The organism is Vibrio sp. T20, assembly GCF_007858795.1.
GTDB classification, from domain to species: Bacteria; Pseudomonadota; Gammaproteobacteria; order Enterobacterales; family Vibrionaceae; genus Vibrio; species Vibrio satsumensis.
The window spans coordinates 157,936-178,266 of record NZ_VFEB01000125.1; the positions used below are offsets into that span (position 1 = coordinate 157,936).

Consider the following 20,331-nt stretch of genomic DNA (forward strand, 5'->3'; position numbering starts at 1 on the left):
CCAAATTTTTATACAACATTTTTCATATTTTCTTTTTAAAGAGAAAGAATCAAAAAAAATTTGAAAACTGCCTTTAAACATCCTTAGTTATTGTGATTAAAGCAATTAAGGCAGTGGAGCAATGATAGACATGACGAATTTGTTGCGCTCAGTCGACGACAACCACAAAGGGCTGCAATTGCTATTAGGCGACTTTTACAATGACTTTTCTGATGCAGCCCTAAATATAGAAGAGCTTCATAAAGGTAATCGTTTTGATGAACTCAGCAGTTATTCAAAAAAATTGAAGACCATCTTAACCTTGCTATGCGACCAAGATCTTCCGCCTAAAATGGCCAAATTGGAACATTTGAGTAAGCACGAATTCCCTGCACCAGAAGATCTTTTAGAGGATGTAAAAACTGAATTGCACAACGTCAATCGACAAATCCATCACTTGTTGGATATTAAGGAAGTTGTAGATGACGAGTCATCGAGGTAGGTCATGAGCAATAAACAAATAGAACATCACCTCAGAAAAGCACTCGTTTCTAACAACGAGGCTTCCAAGGTCACAACAGATGACACCATAGTGCTTGCAAGTGCGATGACTAGCGTTCACAAGACGTTACTCATCATTTTTCTACTTGCTTTGGTGGCTATCGCCGTGGCGTCACAAGCACGCATCGACATAGTTGTTTCTGTACGTGGCGAACTACTATTGGAGTCTGATGTTGAGAAGGTTCAACATCTGGAGGGTGGGATATTAGAAGAGCTGTTAGTGAGAAAAGGAGAAGTTGTGTATGAAGGCCAGCCTATTGCTCGAATCCGTTCACTCGACCGTAACACCCAACTCGATACAGTGAATACCGAAATCATTCAGCTGGAACTCGATAAAATCCGTTATGAAAGCTTGCGTGACATGGTCGAACCAAACTTTGCTTCTTACATCGAAAATTACCCAGAACAAGTTCAAGTCAACATGAATACGTGGCAGCAAGAGTTCTCGAAGAACCGCTCCAACGAAGAGCTGATCACTCACGATATTAAACACAAAAACTCTTTGATTGGATCAATGCTAAAGCGTCGTAAAAGCTCAGATAACCAACTATCGCTAATTCGCAAACAACTCGACATCAAAAATACGCTTTATAAAGAAGAGATGGCGTCATATGTCGACGTTCTAAATATGAAAGTACAAGAATCCAATATGGTTCGTGAGATTGAAAACCTTGATGAGTCGGTCATGAACGAACGTTTCCAACTCGACAAACTCGAGAAACAACATCGAGATTTGGTTGAGAACCGTAACTCCGAGTACCAAGCACAAATCATTCAAGCCAATAAAGATCTCAAACTGAAACGGATCCTTCAACCACAACATTCCGACAAGGTTGATCGCTTAATCGTCTACTCGCCAGTGGATGGTGTGGTCGACAAGTTACACTTCAACTTCCGCTCTGCGGTAATACCACCCGGCGAGAGTATCGCTGATATTGCACCAATCAATAACTCCCTACACGGTGAAGCGAAAATCCCGCGTAAAGACATGGGGTTTGTTGAAATTGGCCAAGCGGTAAAAGTAAAAATGGATACCTATAACTTCGCAAAATATGGATTTGTTGAGGGAACCATCGCCTCAATCAGCCGTTCATCCTATGAAGAAGAAGATGCTGAATTCTATTTGGCAGAGATTGAGATTGATCGAAACTTTCTTGAACGAGGAGGCACTCAATACAAGTTATCGCCCTATATGGAATTTACCGCAGATGTAAAAACAGGCTCGCGTCGCGTGATCGAATACGCAGCGAAACCTGTGATGTCTGCCATCGAAGATGCATTCGATGAGAGGTAATCAATGAGCGGAAAACCTTCTTACAACATTTCCGTACCGGCCTTGCGACTCAGCATTTTGTTTAGTGTCGTACTGGCAGCTCTCGCTTTCTATTTATACTTTTCTTGGTCAAAAGTCGACTCGGTTGCGCAAGTGCAAAGCGCCCCACTTCTGATACAAGCCCAAAAGCTCAATCAGACCATAGAATTTGACATTCAAACCTTGCAGCACTGCTTAAAAGCCAACAATTGCAGTACCAGTGACTTTAACCTGTCTACTTTGAAGGGTGAGATTGATGAATTCCGCTCTTTAGCCTCTTTGAACAAAACCGAATTCAGTTTGGTTGGTGCGACCGAATACACCCAACTTGAATTAGCTATCAATCGCTTTTCCGACAGCGCTAAAACACGCAATGACATACTCGACTTATACCTATCGCTGACGAACAAGTACCTACAGATGGATGACAACTATCGCACCATGTTCAACAACCATGCGAGTGACTTAATGTCAGAGAAAAATGAGTTCTTTGTCTGGTTGTTTATGGTGGTCGTGATATTGGCCGTGATTGCCGTTTTCTCTAACTCAGTTGCCATGTTGAAACTGAAGAAATCCAGCTCTAACGAGCGAGAAATCGACTATGAGTTTGATGCCCTGTATCAAGAGCTAAAGGAACTCGATTTACAAAGACTCGAAGAGCTTCTTAATGAAGTGAGCATCAACCCCAAACAACGCCAAATCTACTCTCACCTCAAGTTGATCTTCAGTAAACTGGAAGACCAAAAACGCAATAACGATCTCTACAAACAACTATACGCACTGATTGGCTACGAGATTCGTGGGATCACCAATACCATCAACGGTGGTGTTCAGTACCTAGTACAAGAGACCGATGAAAGTGGCGTATTGATGGCGAAGGATATTACCTCAGCGTGTAGTACCTTATCTGAGTTAGCAGAAAACTATAACCGTTTGATTTCACAGGGTACGGAAAGTAAATCGAAAGAATTTTCACTACTCAACGTATTGTCGGAATTGATGATTCATATCAGCGCCAAAATTCAACGAAATGAAGGTGAACTTGACTGCTTTATCTCTGACAACTTACCCAATCGTGTAGAAGGTCAATCCACCAGCTTGTTCTGGATATTGTTCCTGCAGCTTTCCAATGCCATTCAACTCAAATCAAATAAGAAACTATTTGTGACGATTGAATCTGGCGCGGCTTCTGATATGGAAAACACCCGTGTCACCATCAACCTCAACTTCTTATCAACGCTGGATGTCTCTGTTGCCAAGCTCAATAAACTCCATTGGAGCGATCACAAAGACCATACTGCGAACACCGATGACTTGGCGAAAAGTGTTCTGAAGGATTACGGATATTATGAGAGTCACTGGTTCCAATCCGGGGCTCAGGAACGTTTTCAGATTGAACTCGATCTTAAGGCTAAGAACTTTCACACAGAGAAGACTCGCTTCGATGGCAAGCGTTTACTGCTGTGTGCCAATACTCAAATCCGTATTGATGTGATGAAGAAAATGCTCAGTAACTTAGGACTAGACATAACCGAGATTCGTACTGCAAATGAGCTTTTCTCAGCGGCGAAAACGTTCGGTGATTACGATGCGATTATGCTGACCGATACCTTTGAACCTAACAAGCTGCCGTCGTTGAGCAAAACGGTCAAATCTCAGCTTAAGAACTACCCAAACACCAAGCTATTACTGTCAGTGACTAACACTCAACAAGCACAAGAGTGCCATAGCTTCGTCGACAAGATCATCAACTCACCTGCTATCCCCTATGAGTTTATTCCTAACTTACTCACCATTATGGAAGCAGAAGCTTCGGAAGAGCAAATGGAGAACAGCTCTTTCCTTATCGTAGAGGATGACCGAGTTCAGCAGATTTTACTTAAACGGATTCTTACCAAACAAGAATATGAACCAGACATGGTTGGCGATGGCGCTGACGCAGTGAAACACTTCATGAATAAACGTTCTGACATCATCTTCATGGATTGCATCATGCCGGGGATGGGGGGCATCGAAGCAACAAAACGCATTCGCCAGTTCGAACAACAAAACGAGAAAAAACCTTGCACCATCATAGGTGCAACCGCATTGACCAGCAGTAACGAACATCAGGCTTGTATTGAAGCGGGAATGGATTACGTGATCAGCAAACCTTATAAAAGCGACCAAATCATCAAGGTGATCAACAAGTATGTTGCAGTACAGAAACTTAACTAGCGGCATCATAGCTGCGCTTACATTAAGCACGACACCTTCAGCATCGGCGACTACCCTGCTGGAGGCGGTAGAGCTCGGCCTGCAAAACAGCCTGTCTCTTCGCGCCAGTGATAAGGGCGTGGAAGAGAATGAATACAACATTGGTATCAGTCGCTCTAAGTTTCTTCCTTCTTTAAATGGTGCTGCTGATACCACATGGAATGAAAATGAAACTTTGCTATCGAGTGTGCCTGATGAGACTTCTAGCTATAACTCAAACAGCTACAGCCTTTCTCTTTCCCAATCGGTCTTCAATCTGGGCGATATTTTCAAATATGGAACAGCTAAGCTCGACTTCAATATTGAAGAGATTAAACACGAGAACAAAATCCAAAGCACAATCTCAGAAATCGGCTCTCAATATTTTGAGTATTTAAAAAACAACGCCCAAATTAAAGCGACCAAGGTAGAGCTTAAATCGTCTGAAACGCGTGAACATCAAATGCGACGCAATGTAGAGCTAGGTAACACCGCCGCCAGTGAGCTGTACGAAGTGATTGCTCAGAAAGAAGGTGTGTCGAACCGATTAAGAACCTTGCAAAAAGATCGACGTGTCATTCTCAACGGGCTCTCTATTCAAATTCAATACCCTATCACTCCGTCGCAAGACATATACGAAAGCGTGCCTTTAAAAGAGATCAACGAAACCGAGCAACGCACGATCATGGATCAGGCGTTAAAGCTGAATAACGACTTGTTGGTGGCAAAGAAAAACGTAGAGAGGAGCCGCAGAAGCTTAAAAGAGAGCGGTTCGAACTTCTTACCGACCGTGTCGCTTTCAGCCAGCTATCGACACGATGACGCCAATAACTACGATAAAACCGACATTACAGCAACTGGCGAAAGTAACTCAACCAGTGTTGGCTTAAACCTCGCCGTGCCTATCTTGTCGGGTGGTTCTGATTACTATGGCTATCAAAAATCATCGACGGCCATCGAACGTACTGAGCTGCTTTACCAAGATTCGCTTTATACCACACGTAACAGCGTGAATACCTCAGTGCTCAACATTAACGATTTCTCGCAGTCTATAAGCAGTTACGAAAATATCATTCGCGCCAACTACGCCTCTTATAAAGGGATCCAAAGAGCCTACCAATTAGGCACGCGTACCATCACCGACTTGCTGGCAGCGGAAAGTAAACTGTTCAGCGCTTTGAGAGACTATGAAAGCGCACGATACGACTACATCATCGAGACCATCAAGCTTGAGCAAATTAAAGGGATACTCTCAATTCAATCGATAGAGAGCATCATGCAATTAATGAGCGATATTGAGGGACGAGACAATCAAGACTTGGTGCCGAAACACCTTCTCTCAACGGAGTCATTGAGAAAAGGAGGTCGCAATGCAAACTGAGCAGTTTTCGCAAAAGATCAATATGGCTGATAAGTGCTATCTGACTTTCTCAACGATAATATCAACCCTGTTTGGCTTGGTGCTGCCCTTCTCTATTCTGATCATTTTTGACCGAGTGTTACCCAACCAAGCACAAGATACTCTTTTCTTATTGTTCGCAATTATCTTGATTTCCATCTTCCTCGACTATCATCTGAAAAATCAGGAAGAGAAAATTTCCTCTGTCATCATGAGGCAGTTTGAGACCAACTTAACCAACAAGGTATTTCAATCCATCTGTTTGGCTGACATCTCTAAATTCCGTCGTTTAGAACCGGGGGAATACCTTGAGCGAATCTCAACCATTCCAGAGCTTAAAACCTTCTTTGGTGGCGAATCGGTTCGAGCGCTGATTAACCTAGCCGTCAGTGTGATTACCATCCTAATTATTGGCCTAATTAACATATGGGCTGGTGTGACGCTTCTGATTGCGTCGCTGATCTTAGCTATTTTCGCGTGGAGCCTTTCCAAACAAAAGATTGGCAGCTTACAGAATAAGTCCGATATCGAAGGCTTAACCACATCCAAAATCATTGAGATTATCTCTAGTCCACTTGATATCAAAGCTCGAAACATGGAGTACCGAGTTGAAAGTCTGATGACACAAATGGTCGAAGAGCGCGAAGTTGAGAACATTAAATATGAGCAGATTGAATCGAACTTCAGCCTAATATTGGCGCTGATCCAACAGCTCTCCATTGCTTGTGTTGTTGTGGTATTGGCAACAGCCGTTATCAACATGGAATCGAGTCAAGGCATCATGGCCGCCATTATCATGCTGACCAACCGTTATTTTGCGCCTTACCAACAAGTGATGCGCACCGCGAGTCGCTGGGAGTTAAACAAACTCCACATACAACGTATCGCCGAACTGCTTGAGCTTGCGGCTTCTGTTGATCATCAACATGAGACAACGGAAGTTGAACGTATTTCGGTTAAGTATTCTGAAAAACAACGTATCGAGTTCGAACTCGGCCAAGCCTATTTGCTGACAGGAAAAAGTGGTTCAGGTAAGACCCACCTCGCTAACTGTATTACGCGCCAGAACAGCGATAACAAACTCGACATCATGATTAATGACACGCCTCTGGATGACGTGAACTACAACGTTTGGCGTAACAGCGTGTTGATGGTCGACAAAACAAGCTCGTTTGTTGAAGGAACTATTATTGATAACCTAACTTGCTTCCGACCAAGTTTGAATAATACGGCGTTTACACTGTGTGAAACCATGAATATCAAAGCGCAAATTGACGGACTTCCTGCTGGTTTTTATACGGAACTCAAAGGGCATATGCGTAATCCATTCTCTCGCCAAGTTGGATATGCCTTATTATTGGTTCGTGCTCTACTCGCCAGTAAACGCGTGTTGATATTTGATGACATCGATTGTGTCTTTGATGAAGAATTTGCACGAATGGTACTCACCAGTACAGCTTATCGTGCCAATGACAAAATCCTAATCATCGCCAGTAATAAAATGGATAAACTTAACCACCGCCTCAAACGCGTAAAACTTACCGGAGGTGACCAATGAGTATCCTAGTTGACTTCAACAATGTTCCGCAGCGTGTGTTGGACTTTGAATCAAGTGCTTATGATGAACGCTACGGTCAGTCGCCGCTGATTCGCGGCTTAGCCTACACCTTGATAGCGCTGGAATGGGAGGGTACGCCTTCTATACTCAGTGACGCTTTTATTCCTCAGCCAAAAGACAGCGACAGTTTTACTGCAACTATAGAGCGTCTTGGATATCGCTGTGATATAACCAAGCTAAAGACACTCGAGAATATCGATAAATACCCTCACCCATGCTTTATTGAGATAGAGAACCTTAGTGCGATCTTCTTAGGCACCAAAGATGGAAAGTTGATCCTGTTTGATTACACGAACAACAACACCATTGAATATCCAATGTGTAAAAAGCCGTGTTTGCTTATTTCTATTAGTGAATACTCTCGTTTGTTCCGTGAACCACCACCGGAATCTCAAGACAGAAGCAATTGGATAAAGTACGCTTTCTATCGTTACAACAATGAACTCAAAAGCCTGATCATCCTCAGCTTTGTGATCAGTATCTTGGGAGCGTTACAACCGTTCTTCATTATGAGTGTGTATAACTTCGCGCTCACTTCGAGCTCTCAAGCCACACTCTATTGGTTGACCCTATTTGCCGTGATCGTTGGCTTCTCGGAATACTTCTTCAAAAAGATGCGAGTCAACATCATTGCCACCTCCGGTAAAGATCTCGCGGTGCACATATCTCAAGCCGTAATATCGAAACTGCTTTGGCTACCCTACGCAATGACTTCAACCGCAGGGGTTTCGTCTCAGTTGGCTCGTTTGAAAGATATCGATACCTTCCGCCGCTTAGTGACCGCAGAATCGACCCTTAGTTACTTTGATATGCCGTTTGTGATTGTATTCATCATTGCGATTGCTCTGATGTCTGGCACCGCTGCACTTGTGGTGATAGGCGGCTTAATCTTGATGTTAGTGTTCTGTATTTACTCTCGTTATATCTACTCACAAGCCACATCTAAAAGCTCTCGCGCTAACGCCATGGTCTCTTACCAATGGAATGAAATCCTTCGCGGTATTAAGACTATTCAAGGCTTGCCTTTGTTGCGCGTGGTTCAATCTCGTTTTAGTGCCTCCCATATGCAAAGCACCAGTGATGCGGAGAGCGTTGCCGTAACTAACAGTAAGATTCAGGCTGCTGGCGGCAGTTTAATTCAAGTGATTGGTACGGCAAGTATTGTGACAGCCGTCATTGGCGTAATGGAAGGCACTTCCGATGCTGGTGCTATGCTCGCGACCGTTATTCTGGTTTGGAAAGCGTTAGGCCCAATCATGGGCATCTATAACTCAATTTCTAAGTTCCAGTCGATCAAGGCTTCATCAGCACAGATCAACAACTTGATGTCGATGAATGATGACAAATTAACCTTGGAGAAAAGCCCGCCTATTCGCTTGTTCCAAGGCAACATTGTGGGCAGCGGCGTCAGCCACCGATATGCGGGAGCGGCGACCGGCTTAACCAATCTTGGTTTCAAAGTCCCAGCCAGTGCCAAAATGGTCGTTTGTGGCCCTACGGGTTGCGGAAAAACCACACTAATTTCAATCATTGCAGGGTTAGAAGACCGCTATCAAGGCGCAGTGTCTGTCGATGGTTACAACATTAAACAGTTCAATAGCTATCGCTATCGCACATCAATCAATTACATCCCTTTCAATTTGCACATTTTCGAAGGTTCTTTGGAAACCAACTTCATTTTGCACAATGGATTGATTCACACAGAGAAAATGCAGGAGATGGTGAGCTTCTTCGAATTAGACGAATGGCTGCCGGAAGGCTTGGCAACTCAATTGAGTGTCGATAAATGCAAAGGCCTTCCCAATGGTATTCAGCAAAAGCTGCGTTTGGCGCTTGGTTTAGGCAACTGTGAGCAATCTCTGATCATCATTGATGAACCCTTTAATGGGGCTGAAAATGAAAACGCGCAGTATTTTAACCGTTTGTTCAGCGATAAGTTGTTGAGCAAAACAGTCATTTTTTCAACCAATGATCCTGGCTTGATCGCCACTTCCAATATGAGTTTGGTTCTAGAGCCTGACGGGAATCTTAAATATTTTGGCTTAACAGACAAATACTTAAACAGTCTAAGTTAAACACAGCGATGCTTACTCACAGATTACTCGTTCGATAAATGGATGTAATTGACAAAAACATAAGTGAGAGAGATGATTCGCTCTAAAATCACTGATAACAAGGAAGCAAATGTACACATTCGTTGCAGACAAGCTTGATGTAGCTTACTTATCCGCAATTCCTGAAAATCATATGCTTCAGGACTGTGACGTGCCTGAAGAAGAAATCGAGCTCCGAGAGATCATTGAAATTTGGTACGAATTTTCATTCCTGCCCGCTTTCAACCTGCAGAAAATTGAAATCGCTAATAAACCAGAGCTTACAATCATACAAACACACGTTTTGAACAATGATGCGAGCACTCTCGCCTTTCTATTAAAAAATCGAGTTTATCGCGCTGCGTTAAATAGAATGCTCAGCGTTTGGACATTAGAGCCCTCCGCAAAAAACGCACTGAAGCAACTTCTATTAGAAGCAAAACAAGATAAAGATCATCCTCATTAACTCAGCTTTTTAAGCTATTCATCAATAAGCATAAAAAGTAAACCTACTGATAATCACTATACATTGTTAGAAATGGATTCCTTTTATAGGTAAGCTACAGAATCACAAGAAGTTATACCCCTCCCACACTTCCATTAAATTTACCGTTTCAAGGTTTCCATATCCGCATTTTTATTCTACTGTTTTTATATAAAAACAGTTGGATGGATCCTTTATATGGCGATTACGGTCTGGAATAACCTTTCAGTCAAACATAAACTCTTTGGCTTAGTTCTACTTCCCATTTCACTACTGCTTTTCCTTGCTGGCAGACAAGCATATATCTTGACGACTCAGTTAACCGATTTCGAACGAACAAATCAGTTATCTGTTTATCTTCAAGATATTTCCGTTCTCTATCGGAGTACTTTGGCCTCTAGTCCAGAAGAGTTCGCAAGGCAAAGTAGCCAAGTTAAAGCAGAACTAAAAAACCTATCTCCCACTATTTTCTTGCGTACTTCAAGTGAGATGGACCAGCTTGTTGCCGACTTCAGCGAAGCTACTCTATCGACAATGGAAGCCACTGACAGTTACGACAAATTAGATGCCCTTGAGTGGCAGAGCGATTTATACAAACAGCTGCTCCTTGAAATAGAAAAAGTCCCATTTCAAAACACCAAACGTGAAATTCAGCAACACCTCACCGCACTACAACAACTTGAATGGTTGATGTTTTGGTCAAACGAGGAATTCAAGCTGGGTACTTCTCTGATTGAAATATTCCAAACTAGCCAAGAGTACGACCCCGAACTTGCTGAACAAATCAAAACCTTGAGCGAAAGACAGCAATTGTTTCTAGAACGTTTTGTTTCATTGAATGCCAACGAACATCAAGTGTCGCTGATGGTTGAAGTCTTCAGAAGCGATGTGTTTGCTCAAAGCCAAGAGATCAGAAACGCATTACTCGACCTAAACGCAATCAGCCAATTAACACCACAAGAAGTTTCTGTTGGCTTGGAAGCGATGAGTGCTCGTCTCAGCTTATTACAAAGCCTCGGCACTGTTATCAAGCAAGAGTTCCAACAAGAAGTTGAGCAAGCGATCTCAGACGCGCAAGTACAACGAACACTGTTTATCTCCATCGTTGCCCTACTCGCTACCATTGTCATGGGGTTAACCCTAAGCTTAGCGAGACAAGTAACCAACAACCTAGGCTTGATACTTAAGTTCTTGAAGAGTGAAAACGATGAAACACGCCCTTCTTTAGACAAGCTCATTCAGGGTAAAGACGAACTCAGCCTATTTGCTCAACAAGTTGAACGGCTAACCATTGAAAGAGAACACGCTAAGGAAAGGTTAACGCTTGCTAAAGAAGACGCAGAGCGCGCCAAAGAAGACGCGGAAGAAGCGAAGGACCACGCGATACAAGCCAGTAAGGCCAAAAGTAGCTTCTTGGCTAACATGTCACACGAAATTCGTACCCCATTGAATGGGGTTATCGGCATCTCAGAAATCCTGTCAGATACACCGCTCACACCAACCCAACGAGATTACGTCGATACCATTGAGACCTCATCTCAACTGCTTCTAAGCCTTATCAACGACATTTTAGACTTCTCTAAGATTGAATCTGGCATGCTATTAATCAGCCCGCATTCCGCATCCGTCAGAGAATCGATATACGACATAGCCTCGATTGTGGCGCCAAAAGCGAAAGAACAAAAAATAGAAATTAATGTTGATATCAGCCCAGACACACCGGCACGCGTGATGATAGACGATCACCGTTTAAGACAGATCTTGATGAACTTTATGTCGAATGCAGTGAAGTTTACTGCAGAAGGCGGCGTCACCCTATCAATCCAAACGTTCAACAAGTCAGAAAACAGTGTCACCCTTAGATTTGGTGTACGAGACACCGGTATTGGGATCGACAAACAACAACAGAAACAAATATTCGAACCCTTTGCTCAAGAAGATGATTCAACCACACGCCAATTCGGAGGTACTGGTCTTGGCCTAGCCATCAGCACACAGTTGGTTGAACTTATGGGTGGCCAGATTCAGCTCGACTCCGTCAAGGGCGAAGGCAGCTGTTTCTACTTCGACTTAGAATTACCCGTCGATATTATGCTACCGAAACCAAGTACAGCAACGTCTGATATTTATGTGCTGGGTAACGAAAACATACTGACTAAACGAATAGAATGGGATCTTAACCTTTATGGCTTAAAAGTGACTCAGCGAACGAACGACACTGCTGTAATTACATCACAACTCGCCACTCAAAAACACACTAAACCTATCACTGTCGTTTTCGCTGAAGATGACGCATTCCTAGCTAACTCCCACGCCGATAACTTAGCTAAGCTGTACCAAAACGGCATCACTATCTGTTTGATACGTTCCTTCTTAAGTGAGCCAGCGGATCTTGGTGACAGCGTTACAGCACAAGTCGCACAGCCCCTACTCGGCTTGCGTTTAATTAAAGCTATTGAGCTTTGTGATACGCGAGGTTTGGCGGAACTATCAGAGGCAAGCCGGCCACCAGTAGAGATTCAACACAAAATCCTCATCGTTGAAGACAACAAGATCAACCAGAAGATTGCTGGGCTTCATGTTGGAAAAAGTGGATTTGAATTTGAGTTTGCGAATAACGGCCAAGAAGCTGTGGACATGTTTACCGCAAACCCACATTACGCCGCCATTCTTATGGATTGTATGATGCCCGTTATGGACGGCTTTGAAGCAACAGGCAACATTCGCCGAGTTGAAAAAGAGACCAATGCTACGCGACGCATCCCTATCATCGCTCTTACCGCCAGTGTGATTGATGACGATATTCAAAAGTGTTTCGATGTGGGTATGGACGACTACGTGCCAAAACCATTCAAATTCGAGATGTTGAAGGAGAAAGTGCTTGCGGCTGTAGAAGCGATGCCACTGCCAGCTGCGCATACCGCGCCAGCAGCATCAACAAGTTCAACCGTTACTCCTATTCATAGTGCACAAACAGCCAAGAAAACATTACCAGAGCAAGCTGAGCCTAACGTTGTGCCAAGCAAGTCAGAGAAGATCCTTTTGGTTGAAGACAATCGCGTAAACCAGAAAGTTGCTTCAGTCATGCTTAAGAAAGCAGGATATACCTTTGAAATTGCGGACAACGGACAGATCGCCGTTGATATGTATCAGAACGACAGTAGCTTCGACATTATTTTAATGGACTGCATGATGCCTGTGATGGATGGTTTCACCGCAACCAGGGAGATTAGAGAACACGAGAAAAACTTAGGCTTAACAAAGACTCCTATCATCGCGTTAACCGCTAGTGTAATTGATGATGATATTCAAAAGTGCTTTGATTCCGGAATGGATGGGTACGTCGCGAAACCCGTAAGAAAAGAAAAGCTATTCCACCAAATAGAAAGTGCGACTTGTTAGGAGAAACTAATGGATTGGATCAAAACAGTGAAATCACTCCAGTGCAGAGTTCTGCTACGAGCAGTTCTAGGGTTATTCGGAAGTTTACTTATTTTCAACCCTGCTCATGCCACTGAAGATTACGCAATATTTACTTTAGACACAGGGTTTGAAGAGATATCGATAAACAAAGCAAGAAAGCTATATAGAGGTAAAACTAAACGCCTCAATGGCAAGCGTGTTGAACTGTCTGATTGGCCTGAGAACAGCACCGAAAGAGGAGAGTTTTATCAGCTTTTGCTTGGGAAAAATGCCGCTCAAATGAACGCTCACTGGGCTGGCTTATCTTTTTCTGGAAAAGCGCGTTACCCAAGAGAAATCAAAACGGCATCAACCGATAGCTTAGTGGACTGGCTGGATGACAAACCAAACCGTATTGGTTACTCCCCACTCTCTTCGGTTCCTCAAAATGCCAACGTTCTCTACATTATAAGTTCGGAGAAATAATATGAAAAAGATAATTACGTCAGTGCTATGTGCTTCGATTTCCTCTCCGGCTTTTGCGATTATTGAACTTACCGATAATTTGTCATTAAGTGGCTTTGGTTCAACATCTTGGGCGAAATCAGACAATGATAATCCACTCATCATTAACCGAGGCTTTACTGATGAGAGCTGCTACGACTGTGATACCACATTTGGCGTTCAATTAGACTACTTTTACAACTCATTCAAAGCCTCTGTTCAAGTGGTGAAAGCCCCCCAATACGATTGGAGTGACCCTCAGCTTGAGTGGGCTTACCTTGGCTATGAATTCAATGACTTTGATGTCAGCATCGGTCGATTGAGACTGCCACTGTTTCTTACCTCTGAGTACTATTATGTCGGCCAAGCCTACATGACAGCGAGGCCACCGACAGAAGTATATAACGCCGTATTGGGTATCACCGCATTTAACGGGATTAAAGTCAGCTGGACTCACGATGTGAGTGATGAGGCAACGCTGTTACTCTCCCCTTTCTTCGGCGTAAAAGACAAAAACGAAGTCGATTTTAATTCGAGTACAGAACTGGAGTTTGAAACCAACCGCATGTTTGGTGCCAACCTTCAGTTAAGTGGAGAGAACTATCGTTGGAATTTGTCATTCCTCGATTCCAACTTTGATCAGACTGTAAAGATTAAAAACGTTGGTGCGCTGCCTACTGCAGACAACCAACACATCCAGCTTTGGTCTTTGGGTGCTGAGTATGAATTTGGTCAAGCGGTACTATCAAGTGAAGGACAAATCAGTGACTTCTCTTCATCAATGTATGCAAGTTTGGGCTACAGATTGAATTCGTTTACGCCTTATGTCGTTTACGGTGCAGAATTTAACTCAAACGAACACCTTACAGGCAACAGCTATTTGATTGGTATCGATTACGACGTATTGCCGAACGTTTCTATCAATGGTGAAGTACAATACTTTGAAGCTCGTAAGTCAAATGGAGCCTTTATCGAGGACTTCAATCCACTGACAGGCTTTGATGATAAAGATGCTGTACTCTATACTATTATGCTGAGTTTCGTGTTCTAACCTCTACCACGAAAACGTATGCTCAGTGAAACGAAAAGCCCAAGGCAACCTCTTTGCCTTGGGCTTTTTTATCATCAATCAGAAGCTGATTTAGTACTTAAACAGCACTTTTACATCCCCCGTCAGTGCAGACTCATCAACGTAACCAATGGCGTTGGTTTTTGACGCTACCGTTGTGATGGCTTCGCTATAATCTACGACTTGAATTGGAGCTTCTGCTTTACCTGTGAAGACTAGCCTTGACCAAGCAGATTGAAGCTGCGATTCACTGCGTCCTGTTGCTACCTCGTGAAAGGCTAGTCGCCCCTCAGAACCATCAGTCAGTTCGACGATTTGTGCTTTCGTACCATTTGATAACTTGCTCTTTTTACCCATAAAGAGTTTTTTAACATCAGATTTTGATAATGAATCAACACCTGCATTGTTACCAATAACGACCATGCCTGCAGAAGCATTAAATGAAAGAACCGCTATGGTTATTGCTGTCAGTAAACTTTTCATGTGACCTCCTTAGAATACGAAATCAAGACGTGCTGAATAGACAATTGAGCTGTCTTCAAGGTAATTCCCCGTCGCCATAAATGGGTTGACGGCAGACGTCTCAACATTGGTTTGGAAACCACCACTCGTATCGCGGTAATCTACGTAAGTCACGTCAGCCTTTAACGACATATTCTTAGCAAAGTCCCAGCGGTTACCGATAGAGTAAGAGATACGCTCGTAATTCATCGACTCTTTAACTGCCGTTATCGTCATATTTTCACGTTCATCGTTATCGGTGGTTTCAACCCAGCTAACCGAAAGGTAAGGCGTAAACTCATTGATTCGGTAACCAACCAAGCCAGAAACCGATTGATAGTCGTAAAATTGACCTTCAATTTGAACGTCAGCGGCTTCTACGTTAACAAGTAGATCACCGTTGTCATATTGCGCACCCAGAGAGATAAACTGACCGTCTTGGCTGTCAAGTAAAGCACCTAACTGGCAGTAAGGGCTAGATTGTGGGTTCTGGAAATCACAAGACGGATTCGATTCCGCAACCAAATAAGAACCACGGAAAGTAAAATCATCGACGTTCCAGTTCGCACTCAAACCAAATAATTGATCCAGTTTAACTTCACCAACAATTGAATCCTCTTCGTCAATCGTGCCAACACCAACCAATGGCTGAAGAAGAATACTTGAATCTTCAAGTTCAATCGGAATCAATAAATCAGCTCCCGTATAGCCCTTCAAAACAATGTTTTCGTACAATTCTTGAGAAGGTCGAATCATAGGATACGCATAGCCAAGATCGGTGTAGTCAGAATAGAAGAACAGAGGTAGACGCAGCTTACCTGCACGAGCAGTAAATGAATCAAAATCATAAGACGCGTAAGCCATTTCAATTTTTGGGTCATAGTCATAACGGCTATTTGCGACTATTTGCGTCACGAACTTCGCTCGCTCGTTAACCTGAAAATCAAACTGCAAGCCCGCTAGTGTTTCTTGCTCCCAATCTAGTTTTTCATCCGTGTAGCCTGCATAACCGATTGCATTATCTGACTTACCGATACCTACAGAACCAAACCCGCTAATACGAAGATTATCCATATTTGCAGCATTTGCTCCAAACGCCATACTTACTAGGGCAGCAACCACTGTCTTCTTCATAACTAACTCCAATTTGTTATGTTGTTTCTTGTTTTTATGTAATTAACCCAAATTTTGGGCATACTCCCGCCCTCCTTGAGGCATGGCCATAAAGAGAGAAAGAATGATTCTAGGGGGCTTAACTCACCTTAAAGTGGCCAGTTAATGTAGATATATTACGAGTAACTTCTTGGATATCATGAGCCACAGCATCTACCTGTTTCACACTGTTGCTGGTACCTTCCGCCATTTTTCGAATCTCTTCTACAAAGGTTTCTATACGAGTCGAGGTTTGTTCTTGCTGCTCCGTCGCGGCAGCAATACTTTCGTTTCGTTGGCTGATTTCGGTGACATCTGATGTGATTCTTTGCAGCGACCCTTCAGCGACTAGGAACTTCTCTACACAATCTTCAGCTTTAACAACGCTTTCAGAAATGATGGTAGAGGCTGTTTGCGCTTGCTCTTGTAGCTGTAAAAGTACCGACTGAATTTCTTGGGTAGAGGTTTGTGTTCTTGACGCTAACGTTCGGACTTCGTCAGCTACAACCGCGAAACCTCGACCTTGTTCTCCTGCTCGTGCAGCTTCAATTGCCGCATTAAGTGCTAAGAGGTTAGTTTGTTCTGCAATCGCACTGATCGATTCTAAAATTGAGCCTGCACTCTGAGTGTTGTCGTTCAACTGCTTCACAACTTCTGATGCATTACCGACATCGTTCGTCAGTTCTTTCACCGCAAGAATCGTGCTTTCAACTTGCTGCTCCCCTAAGCTTGCTTGTTCGCTTGCACTAGAAGCAGAAGACGACGCATCATTTGCATTCGTTGCAATCTCTCGAGCCGCAAGAAACAATTGGTTTAATGAACTTGAGACTTCTTCAATTGAAAGGTGTTGCTTAGTGGAAAGCTCACTTGTGACTTGGCTCGACTTAACGAGAGAACCAGAGATAGAGTCCAATTGAGTAACATTGTCTATAGTGTGAGTTACGTTCTGTTGTAGGTGAGACACGAAGCTATTAAATGACTCCACCAGAGGCTTAAGTTCGTCATTTTTCTCGTGCTGAAGACGCACAGTAAGATCTCCATCACCCTCAGCGATATCGTGCATCTTATCGCTAATGTTTGCCAGATCCGCTCGAATTCCTCTTACGACTAACCATCCGAAGACACACATTGCAAGCATCGCCACAGCGCCAGAAATGCTCATGATCTGGTTAGCCTGTTTGTTATTGGCTTCTAAATCTTCCACTGCATTCTCAAACTCAGACTGTCGGTCTGCACCAAACTCAAGCATGCCTAGGGTTAGCTCATCCAAAATCGCTGTACTTTCTTTTGCCAAACGACCGGCCTCACTAAGGCTGATCTCCTCATCGATCATTCCTTGGGCAATTTGGTAAGCAAGTTCAAAATATTGATTAGTTTTATTTTGCAGAAGTGTCGATTCACTCTGCAGAGAAGGATCCAGCGTGATTTGAATATTGAAGTTACTTTGAATCGCAGCAAGAGTTTGCTTGTTCATTTCCAAAATTTCTTCATCGCCAAGCGTTACAGCTAAGTTAAAACGCTCCGCCAACTGGGAGATCAACACACTGTTTAAAGAGGCCGCATTCATTACGGGATAAGTGACTTGGTCAATCCTATTAACCTGCTTAGTGTTGCTAGTCAGTGTATCCCCACCGACAAATAGAATACTAATAAACCCTACTAACGAAACTAAACATAACGCCAAAATTCGATTCTTAATCGATAGTGTAAACATAAGCTTCCTTGCTAAACAGTATGACAAACCGCACTATTATTTTTTCGCACAATAACAGATCTGACCAGTTATTCAATCGGTCAATACAAAAATAGTGACAAATATGTAAATATTGTTTATAGATTGTGCCAACCTAAAAATTAACCATATAAATCATAAGCTTTAATTTTTAACTTTATTAAATATCGCTTAATTCCAAACTTACCAACCTGTTTAAAACTTAATGTTAATTAGGATTTATACTCGCTCACTATATTTCAATGCACGTATTCCATGGGCTTAATGTCGAGTTGAAAAATATAAAAACACGCTTATCCAAACACCCCCAATAACTAAATTCTCCACATGCCCTACAATTTAATAACTCTGTCAACACCGTCAGGTTTGTGTAAGAAGGTAGCAGGCTCACGAACTTACTCTTTTTTATTCAGTCAACCTTGGAGCGACTAAATTGAACCTCTAAATGGAGAACTCATGCGTATAGCAACTTTATCTTTAAGCTTGGTTTCAGCGGTGGGTTTTGCTGCTGAGCCCAGCCCTTTCCCAATCATGCCGAATACTGAAGGTGACAAATTCATGGTTAGTGCGACAAACCCCTATGTCAGCAGCACTGGCTATTCGATACTGAAACAAGGCGGTAATGCCATCGACGCCATGGTGGCGATGCAAATGACCATGTCAGTCGTCGAGCCCGATATGACGGGGATTGGTGGCGGGACGTTTGCTTTGTTTTATCAACATGACAAAGACCAATTCCTCGCAATCGATGGGCGTGACGAAGCGCCCTCAAGTGCGACTCCAGATATGTTTATGGAAGATGGTAAGGCACTCAGTCGAAATGAGATTTTAGGGCCAAGATCTGTCGCGGTACCGGGTACGCTTCGTTTGCTCTATAGCTCTCATCAAGAATACGGAAAGCTACCTTGGTCTGAGTTGGTGCAGCCTGCGATTGAGCTTGCCAGTAAAGGTTATGCAATGAACAGTTACACCTATGACATTGTGGTTCGTGAGCAAAACCGTTTAATTGAAGATCCAGAAATCAAAGCGCTCTATTGGGATAACGACGAAATCAAACCGACGGGCACCTTGATGACCAATCCAAAGCTTGCCAATACGTTGACCAATATTGCGCAACAAGGTGACAAATATCTTTATGGTGGAGAGTTTGGTAAGAACATTGTCGAAACGGTCAACAGTGGCATCGATTCAGACCACGCAAAATTATCCATTGAAGACTTTGAACAGTACCAAATCAAAAAGCGTGACGTCATTGAGAGCGACTATCGTGGTAACAAGATCGTATCCTTTGGTTACCCTGCCTCTGGTGGCGTGATGGTTGCTCAAAGCCTTGAAATGTTAGAAGCCTATAACTTAGCCGACATGTCTAAAACCGATGTTGAACCTTGGCTCTTGATGACCGAAGCCATGAGAATCGCCAAAGCCGATCGCATCGCTTATGCCGGTGACCCAGATTACATCGAAGCGCCAGTTGCAGCCCTACTCGACAAAGCCTACATCGATGGGCGACGTAAGCTCATTCCAGAGACTGGCATTGCGAAAACAAAACCAAAAGCAGGCAAGCTAACCGATACTGATTACGCTCAGTATCAAGGTTTTGAGAGCCAAGATACCGGGCACATCTCCATCATCGACAAAGACGGTAATGCCATTGCAATGACCAGCACCGTCGGCACAGGCATGGGGTCTGGGCTAATGGTCGATGGCGTGGTTCTTAATGCCCAAATGGCAAATTTCTCCACCAAACCCACAATAAACGGTAAACCGACTCAAAACTCTATTGAAGCAGGTAAGCGACCTCGCTCAGCGATCACCCCGCTAATGGTTATGGATAAAAAAGACGACCTGCGTTTAGTGGTAGGTTCTCCTGGTAGCTCACAAATTCCGGGGTACGTGTTGAAAACTGTGGTGGGCATTCTCGATTGGGATCTGTCTGCGCAGGAAGCGATTGACCTGCCGAATATTCAGTATGGCACTAAGATTGATCGAACCAAACCTTATGATCCGACAGGTTTGTTGGTCGAGAAGAAAACCTACGCTGAAATGCTAGTACCAGAGTTCATGCAGCTCGGTTATCAGGTGCATGTCATTCCCGTCATCAGTGGCTTGAATGCCATTGAAGTCAAAGATGGCAAGATCTATGGCGCGACCGACAGACGCCGTGCATCAAGCTCTATGGGTGAATAATAAAACGAAATGGGCAAGTAACAGGCTTGCCCTTATTTTGTCTTTAGTTGCTTGAACCTTGTCTAAGCAGTTCATGGATGCGAAAAGCCAGTCGAATATTTTG

The 20,331-nt window shown here is 43.4% G+C and carries 14 protein-coding genes; 11 read left to right on the plus strand and 3 right to left on the minus strand.

The window, feature by feature from the left end:
* Positions 1–121 precede the first annotated feature (121 nt).
* From FTW16_RS15010 to FTW16_RS15055, 10 genes are all read left to right on the plus strand, one after another.
* Positions 122–481: a hypothetical protein gene (locus FTW16_RS15010; protein WP_146491668.1), complete on the plus strand. Its 360-nt coding sequence runs from the start codon at positions 122–124 to the stop codon at positions 479–481.
* Positions 482–484: 3 nt separating this feature from the next.
* Positions 485–1,834 (plus strand): HlyD family type I secretion periplasmic adaptor subunit, encoded by a 1,350-nt coding sequence (locus FTW16_RS15015; RefSeq protein WP_146491669.1) that lies wholly within the window; start codon positions 485–487, stop codon positions 1,832–1,834.
* 3 nt (positions 1,835–1,837) lie between these two features.
* A complete protein-coding gene (locus FTW16_RS15020) occupies positions 1,838–4,069 on the plus strand; it encodes a response regulator (protein WP_146491670.1) in 2,232 nt (743 codons plus the stop codon).
* Positions 4,044–5,468, plus strand: coding sequence for a TolC family protein (locus FTW16_RS15025; protein ID WP_146491671.1), 1,425 nt, complete (start codon positions 4,044–4,046; stop codon positions 5,466–5,468). The genes FTW16_RS15020 and FTW16_RS15025 overlap by 26 nt, the downstream gene beginning before the upstream one ends.
* The gene (locus FTW16_RS15030; protein ID WP_146491672.1) at positions 5,458–7,044 is read left to right on the plus strand and encodes an ABC transporter transmembrane domain-containing protein; all 1,587 of its coding nucleotides are present in this window, start codon (positions 5,458–5,460) and stop codon (positions 7,042–7,044) included. The genes FTW16_RS15025 and FTW16_RS15030 overlap by 11 nt, the downstream gene beginning before the upstream one ends.
* Positions 7,041–9,179 (plus strand): ATP-binding cassette domain-containing protein, encoded by a 2,139-nt coding sequence (locus tag FTW16_RS15035; RefSeq protein ID WP_146491673.1) that lies wholly within the window; start codon positions 7,041–7,043, stop codon positions 9,177–9,179. Before FTW16_RS15030 ends, FTW16_RS15035 begins: the two co-directional genes overlap by 4 nt.
* A 109-nt stretch (positions 9,180–9,288) precedes the next feature.
* Positions 9,289–9,663 (plus strand): hypothetical protein, encoded by a 375-nt coding sequence (locus FTW16_RS15040; RefSeq protein ID WP_146491674.1) that lies wholly within the window; start codon positions 9,289–9,291, stop codon positions 9,661–9,663.
* A gap of 216 nt (positions 9,664–9,879) precedes the next feature.
* Complete coding sequence (locus tag FTW16_RS15045) at positions 9,880–13,083, plus strand: response regulator (protein WP_146491675.1); 3,204 nt, start codon at positions 9,880–9,882, stop codon at positions 13,081–13,083.
* A gap of 9 nt (positions 13,084–13,092) precedes the next feature.
* On the plus strand, positions 13,093–13,569 hold the full coding sequence (locus FTW16_RS15050) for a hypothetical protein (protein ID WP_146491676.1): 477 nt from the start codon (positions 13,093–13,095) through the stop codon (positions 13,567–13,569).
* Between the two features lies 1 nt (position 13,570).
* Positions 13,571–14,638, plus strand: coding sequence for a sulfate ABC transporter permease (locus tag FTW16_RS15055; protein WP_146491677.1), 1,068 nt, complete (start codon positions 13,571–13,573; stop codon positions 14,636–14,638).
* A 90-nt stretch (positions 14,639–14,728) separates the two neighbouring features.
* On the opposite strand, the gene FTW16_RS15060 is transcribed toward FTW16_RS15055, so the two are convergent.
* The 3 genes from FTW16_RS15060 to FTW16_RS15070 form a co-directional block, all read right to left on the minus strand.
* Positions 14,729–15,139: a phosphate ABC transporter substrate-binding protein gene (locus FTW16_RS15060; protein WP_086713848.1), complete on the minus strand. Its 411-nt coding sequence runs from the start codon at positions 15,137–15,139 to the stop codon at positions 14,729–14,731.
* 9 nt (positions 15,140–15,148) lie between these two features.
* Positions 15,149–16,291: a porin gene (locus FTW16_RS15065; protein ID WP_146491678.1), complete on the minus strand. Its 1,143-nt coding sequence runs from the start codon at positions 16,289–16,291 to the stop codon at positions 15,149–15,151.
* A 118-nt stretch (positions 16,292–16,409) separates the two neighbouring features.
* Positions 16,410–17,876: a methyl-accepting chemotaxis protein gene (locus FTW16_RS15070; protein WP_146491681.1), complete on the minus strand. Its 1,467-nt coding sequence runs from the start codon at positions 17,874–17,876 to the stop codon at positions 16,410–16,412.
* A 621-nt stretch (positions 17,877–18,497) separates the two neighbouring features.
* On the opposite strand from FTW16_RS15070, the gene ggt reads away from it, so the two are divergent.
* Positions 18,498–20,228: a gamma-glutamyltransferase gene (gene ggt, locus FTW16_RS15075; RefSeq protein ID WP_146491679.1), complete on the plus strand. Its 1,731-nt coding sequence runs from the start codon at positions 18,498–18,500 to the stop codon at positions 20,226–20,228.
* The last annotated feature ends 103 nt before the right edge of the window (positions 20,229–20,331 follow it).